The following is a 16,082-nucleotide window of genomic DNA, read 5'->3' on the forward strand; positions in this document are numbered from 1 at the left end:
TGCGGCCGGCCGCGCCTCTGAATTCCACGGTCGAGAGTGAGAGCGCGCACGTCACGGCGTCTCCGGCCTAATTAATCAGGTCGCGTATGGCGGAGGCAGATTCGGCGAACCTCCAGGAAACGGAGTGCATGCGGAAGTATCCGAGTGAGGGAGCGTCGCTGACCTTGAAACTCACTTCCGTGCTCGGTTGAGGTCCCAGATAGCTGCGAGCTCTTTCCTTGCGTTCGCACAGGGATTCAGGACATCCGCAATAACTGCCTTTCTTTTGGTGCGGCGACAAGAACTGACTTCCATCGCAATGATGCATCAGTCCTTTGTGGCCCCACTTCTTCATTTCGGGCGTAATACAGTGCGGGTCATTCAGGGTTATCCGGACCATTGGGGTTCCCGTTAACACCTCAAAGTGGTCTGGGCTGTTCGTCCGCCAACGGTTAGGGATCCCGCCGAAGAATTGGCCGATGGAATTTGCAGTACTCAGGTCCTGGGTCGTGATGCGCCAACTGGACAACGCCTGAGGCTGATTGTCGACCAGGCGACCGAAGCGAAACCATCCGGCGAAGTCGTCAGGCATCCCGCCACCGCCGTTCTTCGGCGATCGCCTCGCGGGCGAGTTCGCGGCTGGTGGCGATGTCATAGGCGATCCCGGCGGCGAGTCGGGCAGCGCCGGGGGTGTAGCCGGAGCCCACGTAGCGCCACTGCGACTCTGTGATCACGGTCGGGTTGTCGGTCGGCCCTGTGTCGCCACGCCGGTATTCGGCTCGTTCCTCGCGCAAGGCCGCGTACGTCGTCGAGTAGTGGCGGGTCTTGGTGAGGATGTGGCCCCGGTAGCCGAGGCTGTGAGCGCATGACCGCAACCTGAGGTGTCCCAGTTCGGGCAGGCCGCCCAGACGCCAGCAGGTGGCCATCAGAGCCCGTACGTGGGGTGTGACGACCGCCGCATGGATGTCGTTCGGACTGGTGACGCGGTAGTCCACTCCCGCGCCGGTGTCGGCCGTGCCCTTGGAGACGTACTTGGCCACGTAGGCGGCGACAGCGTCGTCTGTAGGCCCCTCACCGTCCGCGAAGGCCCGGATCGGCCTTACGTCCAACTGCTGCCCCCAGAGGAGGAGCACGTCCCCGTAGGCGTCCGATTCCGGGGTCCGCACATTCGCCGAGGCGGCAGCCGCGTGTATGGCTTCGGAGAGGAGCTCGGCTGTGGCCCAGGGCGGGGGCGGGTCACCGGGTCCGGCCGGACCGTCGAGGCGTACCACCCCATGGAAATGGATCGCCGCCCGCTTCTGGTGCTCGGCCACTTTCGCGAAGGAGGCCACCAGGTGTTCACGGAGCCTTGAGCGCGGTATGCCCGCTGCGGAGGCGAGGTGCCGCCGTGCGGCGGTGGTGAACCGGTCCCACAGCCGTCCCGCGTGCGCGTGCCACAGCACATGGCCCACGTAGTCGTAGCAGTCGGCGCACAGCGGACGGCCGAGCGCCGGATCTCCCTCGGTGTGGACCAGGCCGCAACCGACGGGTCGTCCGTGTTCACACGTGCCGCCGTCCCTGCGCGGTCGGCACCGCTCGCTGTTGCGGAAGCGATGGACGGCCCCGAACGAGGGTGCCGTCAGGGTCACGAACAGGCGCGGCCGTTCTCGAACGCCTTCGGGCACGCTCTTGCCGCCGGACAGGCCCGCCCGGATCAGCTGATAGGTGTCGCCCGCGTGCAGGTACGCGCACGGCGCGCAGACCGAGGCGCGGCGATTGCGGCAGCGGACGGCCAGTCGCTCGCCCGGTTCTCCGGCGGTCGAGTAGGACGAGATCACCTCACCCGTCAGGGCGTCGGAGGCGATGGTGGAGCCGGACAGGTAGACCGGATGGGCACAACCCCCGACGGCTTTGATCTGCTCCAGCAAGCGCGGAAACAGGGGGTCGTGCGCGAGGCGGATGATGTCCCGATCGGCATCGGACAGCAGCCGCAGACGCTTCTCACGCTCCAGCGCGGCGGAGCGGAAAGTCGAAGAAGTCACCTCGTGTGAGGTGTTGAGCACAGGGCACCTCCAGAACAGACGGGCAGGGAGGAGCGCGAGCCGAGGCGTGGGTGTGGGTCATGTCTGATGTCCTTTGAGTGCGAAGTGATGAAGTGTCAGATGTGAGGGTGAGAGTGCGCCGAGGCATCGTGAACGTGAGTGAGAGCGGAGACAGAGAAGGCAGAAGAAGAATGTGATGTCTGCTGAAGAGAGTCTGTGTCTATGTCTGTGTTTGAGAATCGCCAGAAAGGCTCGTCGCTCGAACCGTCATGATCGCATGTCCGTCCTCAGTGACGCGAACGAATTACCGCCACTGACGCGGCACTTGAGGCCGACCGGGTGGCGTGTCGGAATCTGTCTTCACTTCCTCAAGGCGGCCCGCCTCCGGCGGACCGCGCGCGTTGGCGGCCACGGGCCGCCGCCGCTCCCTGTCTCCGCCACCGCTGCGGCGGCCCCCGGCCACTCAGCGCGCAGTACCAACAGGCGGGACCATGAGCCAAGCCCGTTCCAAGCGCCGGGCGGCTTGCGCTCCCCTACCCGGCATGCGGCCTTCGGCCGGTCCGGTCCGGGGTGCCGCCGCCCGGCGCACCAGACGACGCAGCCATGAGCCCCCTTGCTACGGCCAGGCGTGCTCACCCTCGTGCCCCTCGAACAGGCCGCACACGACGTTGTCCAACCGCGTCTCATCCCCGAACCGGCGCACCATGCACGGATCGCGCATCTCCACTCCTGAGCGCCACCACACCCATGTCATGCGCCCCGTGACGTCCTGCGCTTCCACGATCCCCGCTGCATGATCAGGCCTCTCATGCACCCTGAGCTCGCACCGCAGCACCAACGCGGGAGAGACGTCCGGATCCATCCCCGCCACACGGCACGCCTCCGCCTGCATCTCTGGCGGGGGAGCGAACTGATCGTCACAACGCTTCATGCACACCTCTCTGAGTTGCTGATCACGGATAAGCCCCCTTTCGGCGCGGGCGAGAACGGGGGATGCACACCCTCTTGGGCGGGGGCCGACGGCCTACGAGGCTTTAGACAGCCACCATGGGGCGAGCCTCTAAGAACAGGGGGCCGATCGGGCTATTGCGGGCAGGTCCCAAAGACTGCCCGATCCGCTGGCGAGCGTAAGGCCCCCTGTTCACTCGCCCCATGGCAGCTCCCGTCCAAAGCCTCTACGGCCGGCGGCGTGCCCGCAGCGCGCCGCTACCAGGGCAGAGACCCACCCCGGCGGGGGACGGGGATCTACGGCATGGACGACCCTGAAGCCCGCCAGGTGCGCCACGGGCGGGTGATGATCTCCCGGAAGGTGTGGTGCGACGGGTTCTTGCCGCAGTGCTCCAGTACCCAGCTCTGCGGCTCGGCGAAGTCCTCGTCGACTGCCGAGGACTCCCCGCACACCGCACACTCCATCGCGTACGTGATCGGCTCCGCGTCCGGCTCGCGATCCGGAGTGAGCGTCCACGTCTCATGGCGAATCACTGACCGAATGCTCACAGCCCTCGCTCCGCCCGCAGATTGGCCGCCTTCACGCCCGCGCTGAGGCGTTCGGCAGGAGTAGCCGGGCGGATCAGGGCGGGGTTCGCCTCCCATTCCCGGCCGCCGCCCACCGGGCGCAGCATGGCGTACGGACCGGCCATGTCCTGGTACTCCCCGACCTTGTGTCTTGCCGGGTCGTAGACCAGTTCTCCGCGCTCTGGGACGGCCGTCTGCGCTGTTCTGCCTCGAGTCGCCATGGCAATGACGCTACGTAGTGGCGTGAATGCCCCTCAATGGCACTTTGGCGAGGTGTCAGACCGAAGTGCCACGGGACGTCACAGCGGGACGCCGATCGCGTCGGCAAGGCTCCGCATTTCCGGGGTGAGAGTGCGCCGCCGACCGATCACTCTGCCGAAGATGTCCCGCGCGTACCGCTGGTTGGGCAGCCACTGAGGAGCGTCCGCGCGGATGCCCTGAAGGACTTCGACGGTCTTCGCGTAGTCGCGTGAACGGGCGTGCGCTTCCGCGACGTCCAGGAGGTGACGGTTGCGGTTGTTGGAGGTGGGCCGCATGCCGCCGGTCGGGATACGCGCCGAGAGTTTGAGCACCAGGTCGGGCTTGTCGACGATCATGGCGTTCTCGGCCCGTTTCAGGGCCACCGTGACCGGGCCGAACGCCTGCAAGAAGTCGTCCCGCGGAGCGAACTCCCGCCCCATCGCGACCGCCGCCGAGTTGGCGTAGCGCAACGCGTCATCAGCCTCTCCGGGCCGGTTGTCCCGGATCGCCGCAGCGGAGGACCGCAGCAGCAGCCAGCCCCACGCGCTCAGCTCTGCCGGAGTCGCCCGCGAGATGCGAGGTTCCACCTCGTCGGCCCATCGAGTCGCCAGCTCCCGCGCCTCGGCCAGCCGACCGCGTCGCAGCAGGAGCCAGCACTGTGTGTTGACCGTCGCCGCCGCCTGGAGCCGATCCGACGACTCTTCCAAAGACCGGGAGAGGGCGACGTCCGCCGCCTCGAACTGCCGCGTCTGGGTGAGCAACCAGCCCGTGAGCTGTGAGAGTCGGACGCGTACCGCCCGTCCTTCCGGCCCAGTCTCGGCGATGAGGTCAGCGTCCCGCAGCAGGGGCGGAAGGATCACGCTCAGCTCTGCGAAACGATCGCCGGAGAAGAGCGGGAGGGCCGATTCCAGAGCGTCCTGAACACCGTCCACGGTCGGCTCTTCGGTCACCCCGTCCGCGCGAACCGGAGCTGTGAGCGCACGCCGGACAGCCTCCCAGCGATCGTCAGCCCCCGGCGCTGCTTCCGGTTCGTCCTCATGTCCGGCGAGCAGGTTCGTCGTCGGAACCCTTAGCGCTTGCGCCAGTTGGCGCGCGGTCTCCAGACGCGTGTCAGCCCGCTCCCCTTGCTCCAGCTTCCTGATCAAGGACAGGGGCACGCCGGATTCACTCGCAAGCTGACGCTGTGTCATACCGCGTCGCCTGCGCACCTCCTGAAGCCGCCTGCCAATGTCGGCACTCATGATTCGAGCGTACGGCGACTGACGACCATCCGGGCAGGCTTGTTGCACCTGCCGCCCTTCGGGGGGAGCCGTACGCTTCACTTCGGGGAGAGAGGCCACGAGCCCGCTGGTCCGGTACATCGGGTGGAAGTGACAGAAGCGTTCGTCACGCAGACCCCGAAGGACGTGCCCGGGGACGTCCTCGCCCAGCTCGGCAACCGGGTCCAGCACGCCCTTCGGGCCTTCACGCCGGACGACCAGAAAGCCCTCAAGGCCACGGTGAAGACGTTCCCGAACTCCTCCTACGACCTGGAGGAACTGCTCACCGGCCTCGGTACCGGCGAGGCCGTCGTGACCGTCCTGAGCGAGCGGGGCGCCCCGACGCCGGTGGCCGCGACCCGGCTGCGTGCCCCCGAGTCGCTGATGGGGCCGGTCGACGGCCCCGCGCTCGAACGGGCGGTGCGGGAGTCCCCGCTCCACGAGCGGTATGCACAGGCTGTGGACAGAGAATCCGCGTTCGAGAAGCTGGCGGCCCGGCCCGCCGGGCAACCGGAGTCACCGCACGGGACGCGGGACACGCGAGACACGCGAGGGACGGACGGGACGAAGAAGGCGAAGCAAGCACGGGAGGCGGGAGAAGCGGGAGAAGTGGGGGAAGCGGGGGAAGCGAAGGGGCCCAGGTCCCGGAAGCCCGAGGAGGATCGCTCCGTCGTCGAGCAGGTCGTCGGCAGCGGCATGTTCAAGTCGCTGGCCCGGTCCGTCGGCACGCAGATCGGCCGCGAGATCACCCGGTCGCTCTTCGGCACGGCCCGGCGGAGGCGGTAGTCCCGCCTCCGCCGACCGGTCAGCGGTCCCGGTGTTCCGGGGACTGCTGCGGCTTCGCTTCCTTCACCTGCGGTTTCCGTGTGCTGCGCGCGGCCTCCGCGCGCAGCAGGGCGCGCAGGATCGCGTACGGGTCTGTGGGCATGACTCTTTCCCTCGCATGTTCCTTGCGTGAGCGTGATCGCCGACGGGCCTGGGAACGGCGTCCGTCAGCAGCGCAGGACCACGGTGCGCAGGGCGTGCAGGGTGTACGACGGCCGGTGCGGCGCGGGGCGCGGCCGGTCCGCGGGGACACCGGGCGCCGGGGCCGGAAGGGCCGCGGGGCGCAGCGGGGCGGCGGGGCGGTGCGCGCAGGGGGCCGGTCGCAGCGCCGTGTCGAGGACGTCGTACTCGGCGGTCTCGGCGGCGGCTACGGGTGCCGCCGAGATCTCGGTGGCGGCCCCCGGCACCAGCAGGGCGAGCAGCAGCACGAGTGTCCGCAGCCAGCTGCGGCTGCGGGAGAGGCGTGCTGCGGGGCTCATGAGAGGTCATCTCCCCGCGACACGCCCTGGGTTCAGCATGCCGGGGGTCGGATCCGCCCGTTCGGCGGACAACCGCCTCACACGGTCTGCGGCACCTTGCGGGCCCACCCGGCAGCCCGGCCGCCCACCTGGCGGGCCCACCCGGCCGCCCACCCGGGCGGGCTACCCGGGCGGGCTACCAGGGCGGGTGGCCCGGGCTCTTCCGTCGACCCGGGCGGGCTGCCTGGCGGGCCACCCGGGCGGCTGCCCGGCCTGATCGGCGGACGTGGGCGGGCTGCCCGGCCTGTTCCGCTCAGCCGGGCGTGTGACCCCGGCCTGTTCCGTCGACGTGGGCGGGCCCCCGGCGGCCCACCCGGGCGGGCTGTCGGGTGGCCCGTCCACTACTTCTTCGCGGGCCTGTCCGCTCTGTTCGCCGTCCCCGCCTTGGCCGCCTTGGCCGCCGCCTTCATCTCCTGCTTGTGTGCCCGTACCTTCGTCAGCGACTCCGGGCCGGTGATGTCGGCGACGGAGCGGAAGGACTTCGGCTCGCCGTAGGCGCCGGCCGCCTCGCGCCAGCCCGTGGGCCGCACACCGAGCTGCTTGCCCAGCAGCGCGAGGAAGATCTGCGCCTTCTGGCTGCCGAAGCCGGGCAGTTCCTGGAGCCGCCCAAGCAGCTCCCTGCCGCTGCTCACGTCCTTCCAGACCGCGGCGGCGTCCCCGTCGTAGTGCTCGACCAGGTACTGGCAGAGCTGCTGGACGCGCTTGGCCATGGACCCGGGGTAGCGGTGCACGGCCGGCTTCTCGGAGAGCAGTGCGGCGAAGGCCTCCGGGTCCTGGGCGGCGATGTCGTGCGCGTCCAGGTCGTCGGCGCCGAGCCGGTCGGCGATCGTCCGGGGTCCCTTGAACGCCCACTCCATCGGGACCTGCTGGTCCAGCAGCATCCCGACCAGCGCGGCGAGCGGGGACCGCCCGAGGAGCTCGTCGGCCTCGGGGTCCTGCGAGAGGTGAAGGGTGACGTCCATGCGTCGATGATCCCGCCTGGGCCGTCAGCTCGCGCGCCAGTACCCCAGGGCGTGCAGCCGCTCCTTGGGGAGGCGCAGCTCCTTGCGCAGGTAGGCCGAAAGGGTCCTGGTGGTGCGGGTGTCGCAGGCGATCCAGACGTAGGGGTCGGGGGTGGCCGTCAGCAGGGCGGGCAGCTCGGCCTTGACCCGTTCGACGAGGTGGGCGCCCGAGTCCGCCCGGGGCACGTGCCGTATCTCGTGGCGTGCGGGGTCGGTCCGGAAGGGGAGGCCGTCCGTACCGTCGGGCGAGCCCTCGAACCAGACGGTCGCCGGGGCTGCGCCGAGCGCCCCCTCGCCCTCGCCGAGCAGGGAGTTGATGGCGGGCAGGGAGGCCGGGTCGCCGATCACGAGGACGTGCGAGGGAGCCGGGGCCGGCGCTTCGAAGCCGGTGCCCTGGACGGTCGCCTCGATGGTGTCGCCGGGCTTCGCCGCCCGCGCCCAGTCGCTGGCCGCGCCCTCGTGCAGCGCGAACTCCAGGGCGAAGGCGCCGGCCGCCGGGTCGGGGTCGACCAGGGTGTAGGCCCGCTGGTGCGGCCGGCCCGCGTTCTCGAACCAGAGCCGGATCCAGATCGTCGGGTGGACGCCGGTGGCGGCGAGCAGGCCGCCGTCCGAGAGGCGCAGCCTGCGGTACTCGCCGGTGACCTCCTCCACGCCCGTGACCGTGAGCGTGAAGTCCTTCGCACGCATCAGTCTGAGGACCGTGCCCTCCCAGCCCCGCCCCTGCGTCATGGCTTCCCCGCCCCTCGCGTACGATTTCCGCACAATCTACTTAGGCAAGCCTAACCTAAAGCAAAGAAGGGCCAGAGGGTGACCACCGAGATCTACCGTGACGCCTGGGGCGTCCCGCATCTGCGTGCCGACAGCGCGCACGCCCTCGCCCGCCTCCAGGGATCGGTCACCGCCCGCGACCGCGCCTGGCAACTGGAGGTCGAACGGCACAGGGCGCGCGGCACCTCGGCGTCCTTCCTCGGCTCCGAGGCCCTCCCCTGGGACCGGTTCGTGCGCCGCGCCCGCCTCGACGACACGGCGAGACGCTGCTTCGACGAACTCGTGCGACGGGACCCGGAGACGGCCGACTGGGTCCGGGCGTACGTCGACGGAGTCAACGAGGGGCTGGCCGCCTGCGAGGCCCCCGAGTTCACCCGGGTCGGCCTCGCGCCCGGCCGCTGGGAACCCTGGACCCCGCTCGCCGTCTGGCTGGCCACGCACATCCTGTTCGCCGGGTTCCCCGCCAAGCTGTGGCGCGAGGAGGCCGCCCGGCACCTCGGCCCCGAGGCGGTCGGCCTGTTCGCCACCGACGGGCCCGGCACCTCCGGCAGCAACGGCTGGCTGGTGGAAGGGACGCGGACGGTCACCGGGCAGGCGGTCATCGCCGGCGACCCGCACCGCTTCATCGAGGACCCCGGCGTCTACCAGCAGATCCGGCTGGCCTGCGACGAGTTCGACGTCGTCGGGCTCGCCGTCCCCGGTGTCCCCGGCATCGCCCACTTCGGCCACACCGGCACGGTCGCCTGGGCCATCACCAACGCCATGGCCGACTACCAGGACCTCTACCGCGAACGGCTGCGCCGCACCGGCGCGGGCGTCGAGGCGCTCGGCCCGGACGGCGCCTGGCGGCGGGTCGCCCGGCACACCGAACTCGTACGCGTGGCGGGCGAGGAGACCGTCGAGGTGGAGGTGCTGGAGACCGAGCGGGGCCCGGTGATCGCGGGCGGCCCGGAAGGCCTCGACGACGGCACCCCGCTCGCGCTGGCCCTGCGCCTTCCGCCCCGCGTCACCGCCGACCTGGGCTTCCAGGCGCTCCTCCCGCTGCTCCGGGCCCGCCGGGTCGCCGACGTGGACCGCGCCTTCGACCTCTGGGTCGAGCCCGTCAACGTCGTCCAGGCCGCCGACACCGAGGGCGGACTGCTGCACCGGGTCGCGGGCCGGGTGCCGCTGCGCGCCGAGGCGAACGGCACCCGGCTGGTGCCCGCCTGGGAACCCGGTCACGAGTGGACCGGCTGGCACGAGATGCCCCGCGCGGGACTGGCCGACGGCGTCGCGGTGATGGCCAACCAGCGGGGCCCCGCCGAGGAGCTGGGCGTCGAGTTCGCCCCGCCGCACCGCGCCGACCGCATCCGGGCGCTGCTGGCGGAGCGCCGGCGGTGGTCCGCGTCCGACATGCCGGCCATCCACACGGACACCCATCTGGCCTCCGCCGCGCCCCTGCTGGACCGGCTGGCCGCCCTCGACGACCTGACCGGCCCGGCCGCCGAACTCCGCGACCGCCTGCTGCGCTGGGACCGCCGGATGGACGCCGACAGCCAGGACGCGGCACGGTTCGCGGCCCTGCGCAGCGCCCTGGTCCGCCGTCTCGCCGCCCACCCGGCCTTCGCGGCCCTCACGACGCCGCCCGCCTACCCGGAGGTCTTCCTCCCCTGGCTGGCCCTCCTCCCGCGCATCGGCTTCGCCCTCGAACACCTGCTGCGCGCCGAGGAGCTGTACGGCATCGACCGGGCGGAACTCGTACGGGAGTCCCTCGAGGAGGTCGCCGGCCGGCCCGCCGCCCGTTGGGGCGACACCCACCGCCTGGCCCCCTGGCAGGCGCTGCCCGACCCCGGGCGGCAGGCCCCGGCCCTCGCAGGCGACCACGACTGCGTGCTGTGCACCTCGGCCGTGCCCGGCTGGACCGACCTCGCCGCGCGGGGCCCGGCCGCCCGGTACGTGTGGGACCTGGCCCGCCGCGAGGACAGCCTGTGGGTCGTCCCGTACGGCGCGTCCGGCCTTCCCGACCACCCCCACCACCACGACCAGCTCCCCCTGTGGCTCCGGGGCGAACTGGCCCCGGTCGTCACCGACTGGGCACATCTGAAGAAGGAGAGCGACGATGAGTGACCGCCAGGACAGCCGCAACGCGCGGGACGTCTACGTGCACGAGCAGGTGGCCGACGGGTTCGGGACCATCGGCATCCGTCCGCTCGACGCCGAGGGCGACGCGGACGTCGTCCACGGCTGGGTGAGCGAGGAGCGGGCGGCGTTCTGGGGCATGAACGGTCTGACGCGGGACCAGGTCGCCGAGATCTACGCCCACATGGCGGGTCTCGACACCCATCACGCCTTCCTGACCGAGCTGGACGGCGAACCGGTCGCCCTCCTGCAGACCTACGAGCCGACCGAGGACCGGGTCGGTGAGTGCTACCCGGTGGAGCCCGGGGACATCGGCGTCCATGTGCTCATCGCACCGGCCGGCGGGCGCGGGGCGCGACCGGGCTGGTCGGCGGCGCTGATGGGCGCGTTCGCCTCGTACGTGCTGGTCGGCCTGGACCGGACGCGCGTCGTGGTGGACCCCGACGTGCGCAACGAGAGGGCGGTCTCCCGCTTCGTGAGGCAGGGCTTCGAACAGGGGCCGGTCGTCACGCTGCCGGAGATCGACCTGCCGGACGTGTACCTGCCGGAGAAGAAGGCGCGGCTGGCCTTTCTGCGCCGGGAGGTAGCGTTCCCGGGGTGACCTCACCGCTCACCCCCGAAGACCTCGTCGCGCACTACGGCCTGGAGCCGATCCCCCGCGAGGGCGGCCTGTTCCGCCGTACCTGGGCGGGCCCGGAGGGGCCGGACGGCCGCCCCGCCGGCTCCGCGATCGTCGCGCTGCTCACCGCCGACGACTTCTCGGCCCTGCACCGCCTGCCCACCGACGAGGTCTGGCACTTCTACCTCGGCGACCCGCTCACGCTGCTGCTCCTCGCCCCCGACGGCACCTCCCGTACGGCGGTGCTCGGCCCGGACCTCGTCGGCGGACAGCGGCCGCAGCTCACCGTGCCCGCGCGCACCTGGATGGGCGCGCGGGTGGCCACCGGGGGCGCCTGGACCTTCTTCGGCTGCACGATGGCCCCCGGTTTCACCTACGGGGACTACGAGCACGGCGACGCGGCCGACCTCACGGCGCGGCACCCGGACCGGGCGGACCTCATCACGGAACTGTGCCGTCCATGACGTTGCTGGCGGGCCGGGTGGCCCTGATCACGGGTGCGGGCGGCGGCATCGGACGCGGCATCGCGCTGCGGTTCGCCCAGGAGGGCGCGGCGGTGGCGCTGCACTGCCGTACGGGGACCGAGGCGGCCCACGCGCTCGCCGAGCGGATCGCCGACGAGGCCGGCGCGCGGGCCGTCGTCCTGGCCGGCGTCGATCTGACCGTCGAGGACGAGTGCCGGAGGCTGGTCGCCCAGGCCGCCGAGTGGGGTGGCGGGCTCGACGCACTCGTCAACAACGCGGGCGTACAGCCGGTGCAGGCCCTGCCGGGCATGCCGGCGGCCGACTGGCGTGCGGTCGTCGACACCAACCTGACCAGCGTGTTCGCCTGCACGCAGGCGGCGGCGGAGGTGATGCGGGAGCACGGAGGCAGCATCACGCACATCGCCTCCGTGGAAGCGGCGAAGCCGGCTCCCGGGCACGCCCACTACGCCGCCTCCAAGGCCGCCGTCGTGATGCACGCGCGGGCGGCGGCACAGGAGTACGGGGCGTACGGCATCCGCGTGAACACGGTCTCGCCCGGGCTGATCGACCGCGAGGGGCTGGCCGAGGCATGGCCCGAGGGCGTGCGGCGGTGGCGGGAGGCGTCCGCCGTCGGCCGGCTGGGCCGCCCGGAGGACGTCGGCGACGCCTGTGTCTTCCTGGCCTCGCCGCTCGCGTCCTGGATCACCGGACACGATCTGGTGGTGGACGGCGGGGTGTCGGCACGGCCGACGTGGTGAACCGGATGTCCCGTGCACGCGTACGTATCTCCGAGCACACGAGTCTCGAGTCCCAGGCAAGGCGGAGCGCTGACGTGAGCGAAGGGCGAGATGGCGGACGACACGGTGGTGGGCGGTACGGCAGCGGGGGACCCGGCGGCGGCCGAAGGGGACTTCAAGGGCTGGTGCTGCTGGGCACCGTGCTGGTCCTGCTCCTCCTCGGCGGCGGCCCGGCCTCGGCGCACGCGGCCCTCCGCAGCGCCGATCCCGCCGACGGAAGCGTCGTCAGGACGGCCCCCGACGCCCTCACCCTCACCTTCACCGAGTCCGTAGGCCTCCTCGACGACTCCTTCCGCGTCTTCGACCCCCACAACCGGCGGGTCGACACGGGCAGGGCGGGTCACGCGGACGGCCGCGCCGACACCGCGCGGATCAAGCTCCCCGCGAAGCTCGGCACCGGCACGTTCACGGTGGCCTGGCGCGTGGTGTCGGCGGACAGCCACCCGATCGCCGGCGCCTTCACCTTCTCGGTGGGCACACCGTCCGCGACCCCGCCGGCCCTGCCCGGCACCTCCGTGGAGAACCCGGCCACCGGAGGCCTCTTCAACATCGGCCGCTACCTCGCGTACCTCGCCGCGGCGCTCCTCGTCGGCACGGCCGCCTTCATCGCCGTCTGCCGCCCGCCGGACGTCCGGCCGCTGCGCAGGCTGCTGCTGGCCGGCTGGTGGGCGCTCGCCGGATCGACGGTGTTCCTGCTGCTGCTCCGCGGCCCCTACGAGGCAGGCACCGGCCCCGCGCAGGCGCTGGACCCGTCGGTTCTGACCCGCACGCTGGGCACCCGGCCGGGCCTGGCCCTGGTGGCGCGCCTCGCGCTGCTCGCGGCGGTCGCGGCCCTGCTGCTGTGGCAGCGCAAGGCTCTCGGGCAGGGGCGGCGGCCGTCCCGCGCGGCGCTGCTGACCGGCGCCACGCTGGCCACGTGCCTGGCCCTGACCTGGGCCGGCGCCGAACACGCGTCGGCCGGTATCCAGGTCCCGGTGGCGATGACGTCCACCGTGCTGCACCTGCTGGCGATGGCGGTGTGGCTGGGCGGCCTGGCGTCCCTGCTCACCCTGTTCTACCGCGCGTCCGTCCCGTCGCGCGTGGTCGGCCGCTTCTCGCAACTGGCGGGGCTCTCGGTGACCGTCCTGGTGGTGACGGGCGTCTACCAGTCCTGGCGCGGCCTCGGCTCCGTGGCCGCGCTGACGGACACGACGTACGGGCGGGTCCTGCTGGCCAAGCTGGTCGCCGTGACGCTCCTGCTGCTGGCGGGGGCCCGGTCGCGGCGGACGGTGACAAGGGAAAGGACGGCGAGGAACGTGACGGTGGAGGTGACCTCGGTCGGCACGGAGGGCCCGACGCGGGTACCGGAGCCGGTGGGCGGCCGGGCCGAAGGCGCGGCGGACGGCCTGGCGGACGGCCGGGTGACCGGCACGGTCGACGCCCCGGCGGGCGGGCCGCCGCTCCCCGGGAAGCCCAGGCCACCGGCCGGTGCGGCCCTCACCCCGGCCGAGGACGCCCAACGCCGGGCGCTGCGCCGCTCCGTGCTGGCCGAGGTCGTCGTCTCCGTCGTGGTCCTCGTCTTCACGACCGTCCTGACGGGCACCCTGCCGGGCCGGGCGGCGGCCGAGGCGGCCACGGCGGAACAGTCCGCCGGGCTGCCCGTGGCCTCCGTGACCAACATCCCCTTCACCATCGGCTCCGGCTCCCCCGGTGTCCGCGGCGTCAGCGGCAAGGTGCAGGTCACCCTCGATCCGGGCCGGGTCGGCGACAACGGCCTCCAGGCCGTGGTCTACGGCCCCGACGGCGGCTTCGTCAGCATCCCCGAGCTGCGTGTCTCCTTCAGCCTGCCCGACCAGGACATCGGCCCCCTCGACGCCAAGGTCACCGACCGGGGCGGCTACTGGGCCGCCGACACGGTCAACCTGCCGCTGCCCGGCACCTGGGAGATGAAGGTGACGGTACGGGTGTCGGAGACCGACCAGGTGAGCGAGTCGAAGCCGGTGGAGATCGTGCGCTGAGACAGCGGCCCGCCCCCGGCGGGGCGGCCGGTCAGCGCGTCGGGTCGGGAGTGGCGTGCCGGGCCGCGAGGGCACGTTCCTCCTCCTCGAGCCGACGGGAGCAGCGGGCGTCCGGGTCGTAGGCGACGGCCGTGCTCACACAGGTGCAGAACACCCGGGCGTCGCGGGTCACGCGGCTGGTGACGCGGAAGGTCGAGCGGCGCAGGTCACCGATGGTCGTGGTGATGGTGACCGGCTCCGGCTGGAGGACGAGGGGCTCCGTGTAGTCGAGTTCGTGGCGTGCGTAGACGAACCTCGGGCGGATCTCCTGTCCGGGCAGTCCGGGGCGCAGATAGAACATGTCGATATGGGCGTCCTGGATCATCTCCAGCAGCCGGACGTTGTTCACGTGGTGCATGGAGTCCAGGTCGCTCATGCGTACCTGGCGCAGATAGAGGTGCGGCCGGCAGTCCGGCACATCGAGGGGCGCGCGGCCGGTGCCGGTGCGGCGGATGTCGGACGCCAGGGCGTGGGTCAGGGTCAAGGTGTCACTCCTCGGAACATCGGAACAGGGTCCCGGCCTCCTGGCCGGTACGCGGTACCGGTGCCGGGGCTACGGGGACTGCGGGTCTACAGGGCCCGCTCGATCAGGTCGGCCGCGGCTGCCGCCCCGCCGGCCGCCGCGATCTCCCGGCGCATGGCGGACACGCCCGCGCGGATGTCCCGGTCGGACGAGACCCGCAGGACGGCCTCGCGCAGCGCCTCGGGGGTGACGCTCTCGCGCGGCAGGTGGACGCCCAGCCGTAGGTGTTCGATCCGGGCGGCGTTGACCCGCTGCTCGGCCATCTGCGGGACCGCCACCAGCGGCACGCCGTAGTGCAGGGCCTCCATCGTGCCGCCCATCCCGGCGTGGGTGACGAAGGCGTCCGCGTGTGCGAGCACGGCGAGTTGGGGCACATGCGGATGGACCTCGACGTTGGCGGGCAGCGGCCCCAGCCCGTCCGGCGGGACGGCGCCGACGGACATGACCACATGCCAGGGCAGCTCGGCGAAGGCCTGGACGCAGGACCGGTAGAACTCCGGCCGCCGGGTGAACTGGGAGCCCAGCGAGACCAGCAGGACGGGCACGTCGGGCCGCGGCGGCTGCCAGGAACCCTGGTAGGAGCGGTCCCCGAGTGCCGGCCCGACGTACGCGACGCGCTGTGCCTCGACGGTGTCCGCCCTGCGCTGGAAGGTCCGGGGGAAGAACGCGACGGCGTGTTCGGGCCGTACGAGGTCCTGGATCCGCGCGGCCTCGATCCCCTGGTCGGCGAAGGCGGCCGCCAGCCGCGCGAAGCCCGGCAGTTGCGGGAGGCCGGGCACGCCGAAGAACTCCGGGACGATGCCGTCGTAGGCGAGATGGGTGGGCGAGGCCACGACGGTCGGCACCTGCCACCGCGCCCCCAGCAGCAGGCCCGCGAAGGCGTAGATGTCGCACAGCACCAGGTCCGGACGGTCCCTGCCGAACGCCCGGGTCAGCGCGGGCAGGGCCGCCAGCGCCACTTCGACGACCCGCGCGAACCCCTCGCCCATGTCCTCCGGCGCGTCCGAGCCGTCCCCCGCGTCCGGGTAGAGCACGGGTTCGGCACCGGCCGCCTTCACCTGGTGCACGAAGTCCTCGGTGACGGCGTAGCTGACCCGGTGCCCCCGCCGGACGAGTTCCTCGACGACCCCCAGGGTCGGATTCACGTGCCCGTGCATCGGAACGTTGAACACGGCGATGTGCGCGGGGATGTGCGCGGGATTCGGATGAGTACCAGGCACGACACACAACTCCTGTCCGGCACGGAGCCGGGGCGGGGGATTCGGGAACGGGACGCCCTGACGGCGGACGCGGAGTCCCGATTAAAGGCGCACGGACACCGTTCGTGACCGCAAACCTGCGGCAGTGTCACCCCATCAGGGAGCCTCCACGGCCGTGCGTTGACACCTGCGGAACACCT

At 71.9% G+C, this 16,082-nt stretch carries 16 protein-coding genes and 1 pseudogene; 6 read left to right on the forward strand and 11 right to left on the reverse strand.

From position 1 onward, the window contains the following. Positions 1–67: 67 nt before the first annotated feature. From QQM72_RS24280 to QQM72_RS24300, 5 genes are all read right to left on the reverse strand, one after another. Complete coding sequence (locus QQM72_RS24280; RefSeq protein ID WP_314222973.1) at positions 68–571, reverse strand: recombination directionality factor; 504 nt, start codon at positions 569–571, stop codon at positions 68–70. Continuing rightward, positions 564–2,000 (reverse strand): replication initiator, encoded by a 1,437-nt coding sequence (locus tag QQM72_RS24285; RefSeq protein WP_314222974.1) that lies wholly within the window; start codon positions 1,998–2,000, stop codon positions 564–566. The genes QQM72_RS24280 and QQM72_RS24285 overlap by 8 nt, the downstream gene beginning before the upstream one ends. Before the next feature lie 1,245 nt (positions 2,001–3,245). Continuing rightward, positions 3,246–3,482: a DUF7848 domain-containing protein gene (locus tag QQM72_RS24290; protein WP_399078430.1), complete on the reverse strand. Its 237-nt coding sequence runs from the start codon at positions 3,480–3,482 to the stop codon at positions 3,246–3,248. 11 nt (positions 3,483–3,493) lie between these two features. Further along, the gene (locus QQM72_RS24295; protein WP_314222976.1) at positions 3,494–3,736 is read right to left on the reverse strand and encodes a hypothetical protein; all 243 of its coding nucleotides are present in this window, start codon (positions 3,734–3,736) and stop codon (positions 3,494–3,496) included. A gap of 78 nt (positions 3,737–3,814) precedes the next feature. After that, positions 3,815–4,996 (reverse strand): helix-turn-helix transcriptional regulator, encoded by a 1,182-nt coding sequence (locus QQM72_RS24300; RefSeq protein ID WP_314223038.1) that lies wholly within the window; start codon positions 4,994–4,996, stop codon positions 3,815–3,817. A gap of 141 nt (positions 4,997–5,137) precedes the next feature. Here QQM72_RS24300 and QQM72_RS24305 point away from each other — a divergent pair. Next, positions 5,138–5,800 (forward strand): annotated as a pseudogene (locus QQM72_RS24305) (helicase HerA-like domain-containing protein); the annotation flags it as partial. 19 nt (positions 5,801–5,819) lie between these two features. Here the strand turns inward: QQM72_RS24305 and QQM72_RS24310 are convergent. The 4 genes from QQM72_RS24310 to QQM72_RS24325 all read right to left on the reverse strand — a co-directional run bounded on the left by QQM72_RS24310 (position 5,820) and on the right by QQM72_RS24325 (position 8,087). Next, positions 5,820–5,942, reverse strand: coding sequence for a hypothetical protein (locus QQM72_RS24310; protein WP_314222977.1), 123 nt, complete (start codon positions 5,940–5,942; stop codon positions 5,820–5,822). 64 nt (positions 5,943–6,006) lie between these two features. Beyond that, positions 6,007–6,318 (reverse strand): hypothetical protein, encoded by a 312-nt coding sequence (locus tag QQM72_RS24315; RefSeq protein ID WP_314222978.1) that lies wholly within the window; start codon positions 6,316–6,318, stop codon positions 6,007–6,009. 380 nt (positions 6,319–6,698) lie between these two features. After that, positions 6,699–7,319 (reverse strand): HhH-GPD-type base excision DNA repair protein, encoded by a 621-nt coding sequence (locus QQM72_RS24320; RefSeq protein ID WP_314222979.1) that lies wholly within the window; start codon positions 7,317–7,319, stop codon positions 6,699–6,701. Between the two features lie 24 nt (positions 7,320–7,343). After that, entirely contained in the window at positions 7,344–8,087 is a 744-nt protein-coding gene (locus QQM72_RS24325; RefSeq protein ID WP_314222980.1) for a siderophore-interacting protein, read from the reverse strand. 78 nt (positions 8,088–8,165) lie between these two features. Here QQM72_RS24325 and QQM72_RS24330 point away from each other — a divergent pair, with 78 nt between their 5' ends. The 5 genes from QQM72_RS24330 (at position 8,166) to QQM72_RS24350 (ending at position 14,121) form a co-directional block, all read left to right on the forward strand. Next, on the forward strand, positions 8,166–10,232 hold the full coding sequence (locus QQM72_RS24330; RefSeq protein WP_314222981.1) for a penicillin acylase family protein: 2,067 nt from the start codon (positions 8,166–8,168) through the stop codon (positions 10,230–10,232). Then, entirely contained in the window at positions 10,225–10,845 is a 621-nt protein-coding gene (locus QQM72_RS24335) for a GNAT family N-acetyltransferase (protein WP_314222982.1), read from the forward strand. The genes QQM72_RS24330 and QQM72_RS24335 overlap by 8 nt, the downstream gene beginning before the upstream one ends. Then, positions 10,842–11,327, forward strand: coding sequence for a cupin domain-containing protein (locus QQM72_RS24340; RefSeq protein ID WP_314222983.1), 486 nt, complete (start codon positions 10,842–10,844; stop codon positions 11,325–11,327). The genes QQM72_RS24335 and QQM72_RS24340 overlap by 4 nt, the downstream gene beginning before the upstream one ends. After that, positions 11,324–12,085 (forward strand): SDR family NAD(P)-dependent oxidoreductase, encoded by a 762-nt coding sequence (locus tag QQM72_RS24345; protein ID WP_314222984.1) that lies wholly within the window; start codon positions 11,324–11,326, stop codon positions 12,083–12,085. Before QQM72_RS24340 ends, QQM72_RS24345 begins: the two co-directional genes overlap by 4 nt. A gap of 164 nt (positions 12,086–12,249) precedes the next feature. Then, positions 12,250–14,121, forward strand: coding sequence for a copper resistance CopC/CopD family protein (locus tag QQM72_RS24350; RefSeq protein WP_314222985.1), 1,872 nt, complete (start codon positions 12,250–12,252; stop codon positions 14,119–14,121). Positions 14,122–14,152: 31 nt separating this feature from the next. Here the strand turns inward: QQM72_RS24350 and QQM72_RS24355 are convergent, their stop codons facing one another. Next, a complete protein-coding gene (locus QQM72_RS24355) occupies positions 14,153–14,644 on the reverse strand; it encodes an acyl-CoA thioesterase (protein ID WP_314222986.1) in 492 nt (163 codons plus the stop codon). A gap of 86 nt (positions 14,645–14,730) precedes the next feature. Further along, positions 14,731–15,903: a macrolide family glycosyltransferase gene (locus tag QQM72_RS24360; RefSeq protein WP_314222987.1), complete on the reverse strand. Its 1,173-nt coding sequence runs from the start codon at positions 15,901–15,903 to the stop codon at positions 14,731–14,733. Positions 15,904–16,082 lie beyond the last annotated feature (179 nt).

The organism is Streptomyces zaehneri, from assembly GCF_032248645.1.
Lineage (GTDB): Bacteria > Actinomycetota > Actinomycetes > Streptomycetales > Streptomycetaceae > Streptomyces > Streptomyces coriariae.

Coding starts and splice junctions, on each gene's coding strand:
- QQM72_RS24300 (WP_314223038.1), bottom strand. CDS start 4,996: ATGAGTGCCGACATTGGCAGGCGGCTTCAGGAGGTGCGCAGGCGACGC.
- QQM72_RS24310 (WP_314222977.1), bottom strand. CDS start 5,942: ATGCCCACAGACCCGTACGCGATCCTGCGCGCCCTGCTGCGCGCGGAG.
- QQM72_RS24280 (WP_314222973.1), bottom strand. CDS start 571: ATGCCTGACGACTTCGCCGGATGGTTTCGCTTCGGTCGCCTGGTCGAC.
- QQM72_RS24335 (WP_314222982.1), top strand. CDS start 10,225: ATGAGTGACCGCCAGGACAGCCGCAACGCGCGGGACGTCTACGTGCAC.
- QQM72_RS24320 (WP_314222979.1), bottom strand. CDS start 7,319: ATGGACGTCACCCTTCACCTCTCGCAGGACCCCGAGGCCGACGAGCTC.
- QQM72_RS24295 (WP_314222976.1), bottom strand. CDS start 3,736: ATGGCGACTCGAGGCAGAACAGCGCAGACGGCCGTCCCAGAGCGCGGA.
- QQM72_RS24325 (WP_314222980.1), bottom strand. CDS start 8,087: ATGACGCAGGGGCGGGGCTGGGAGGGCACGGTCCTCAGACTGATGCGT.
- QQM72_RS24315 (WP_314222978.1), bottom strand. CDS start 6,318: ATGAGCCCCGCAGCACGCCTCTCCCGCAGCCGCAGCTGGCTGCGGACA.
- QQM72_RS24345 (WP_314222984.1), top strand. CDS start 11,324: ATGACGTTGCTGGCGGGCCGGGTGGCCCTGATCACGGGTGCGGGCGGC.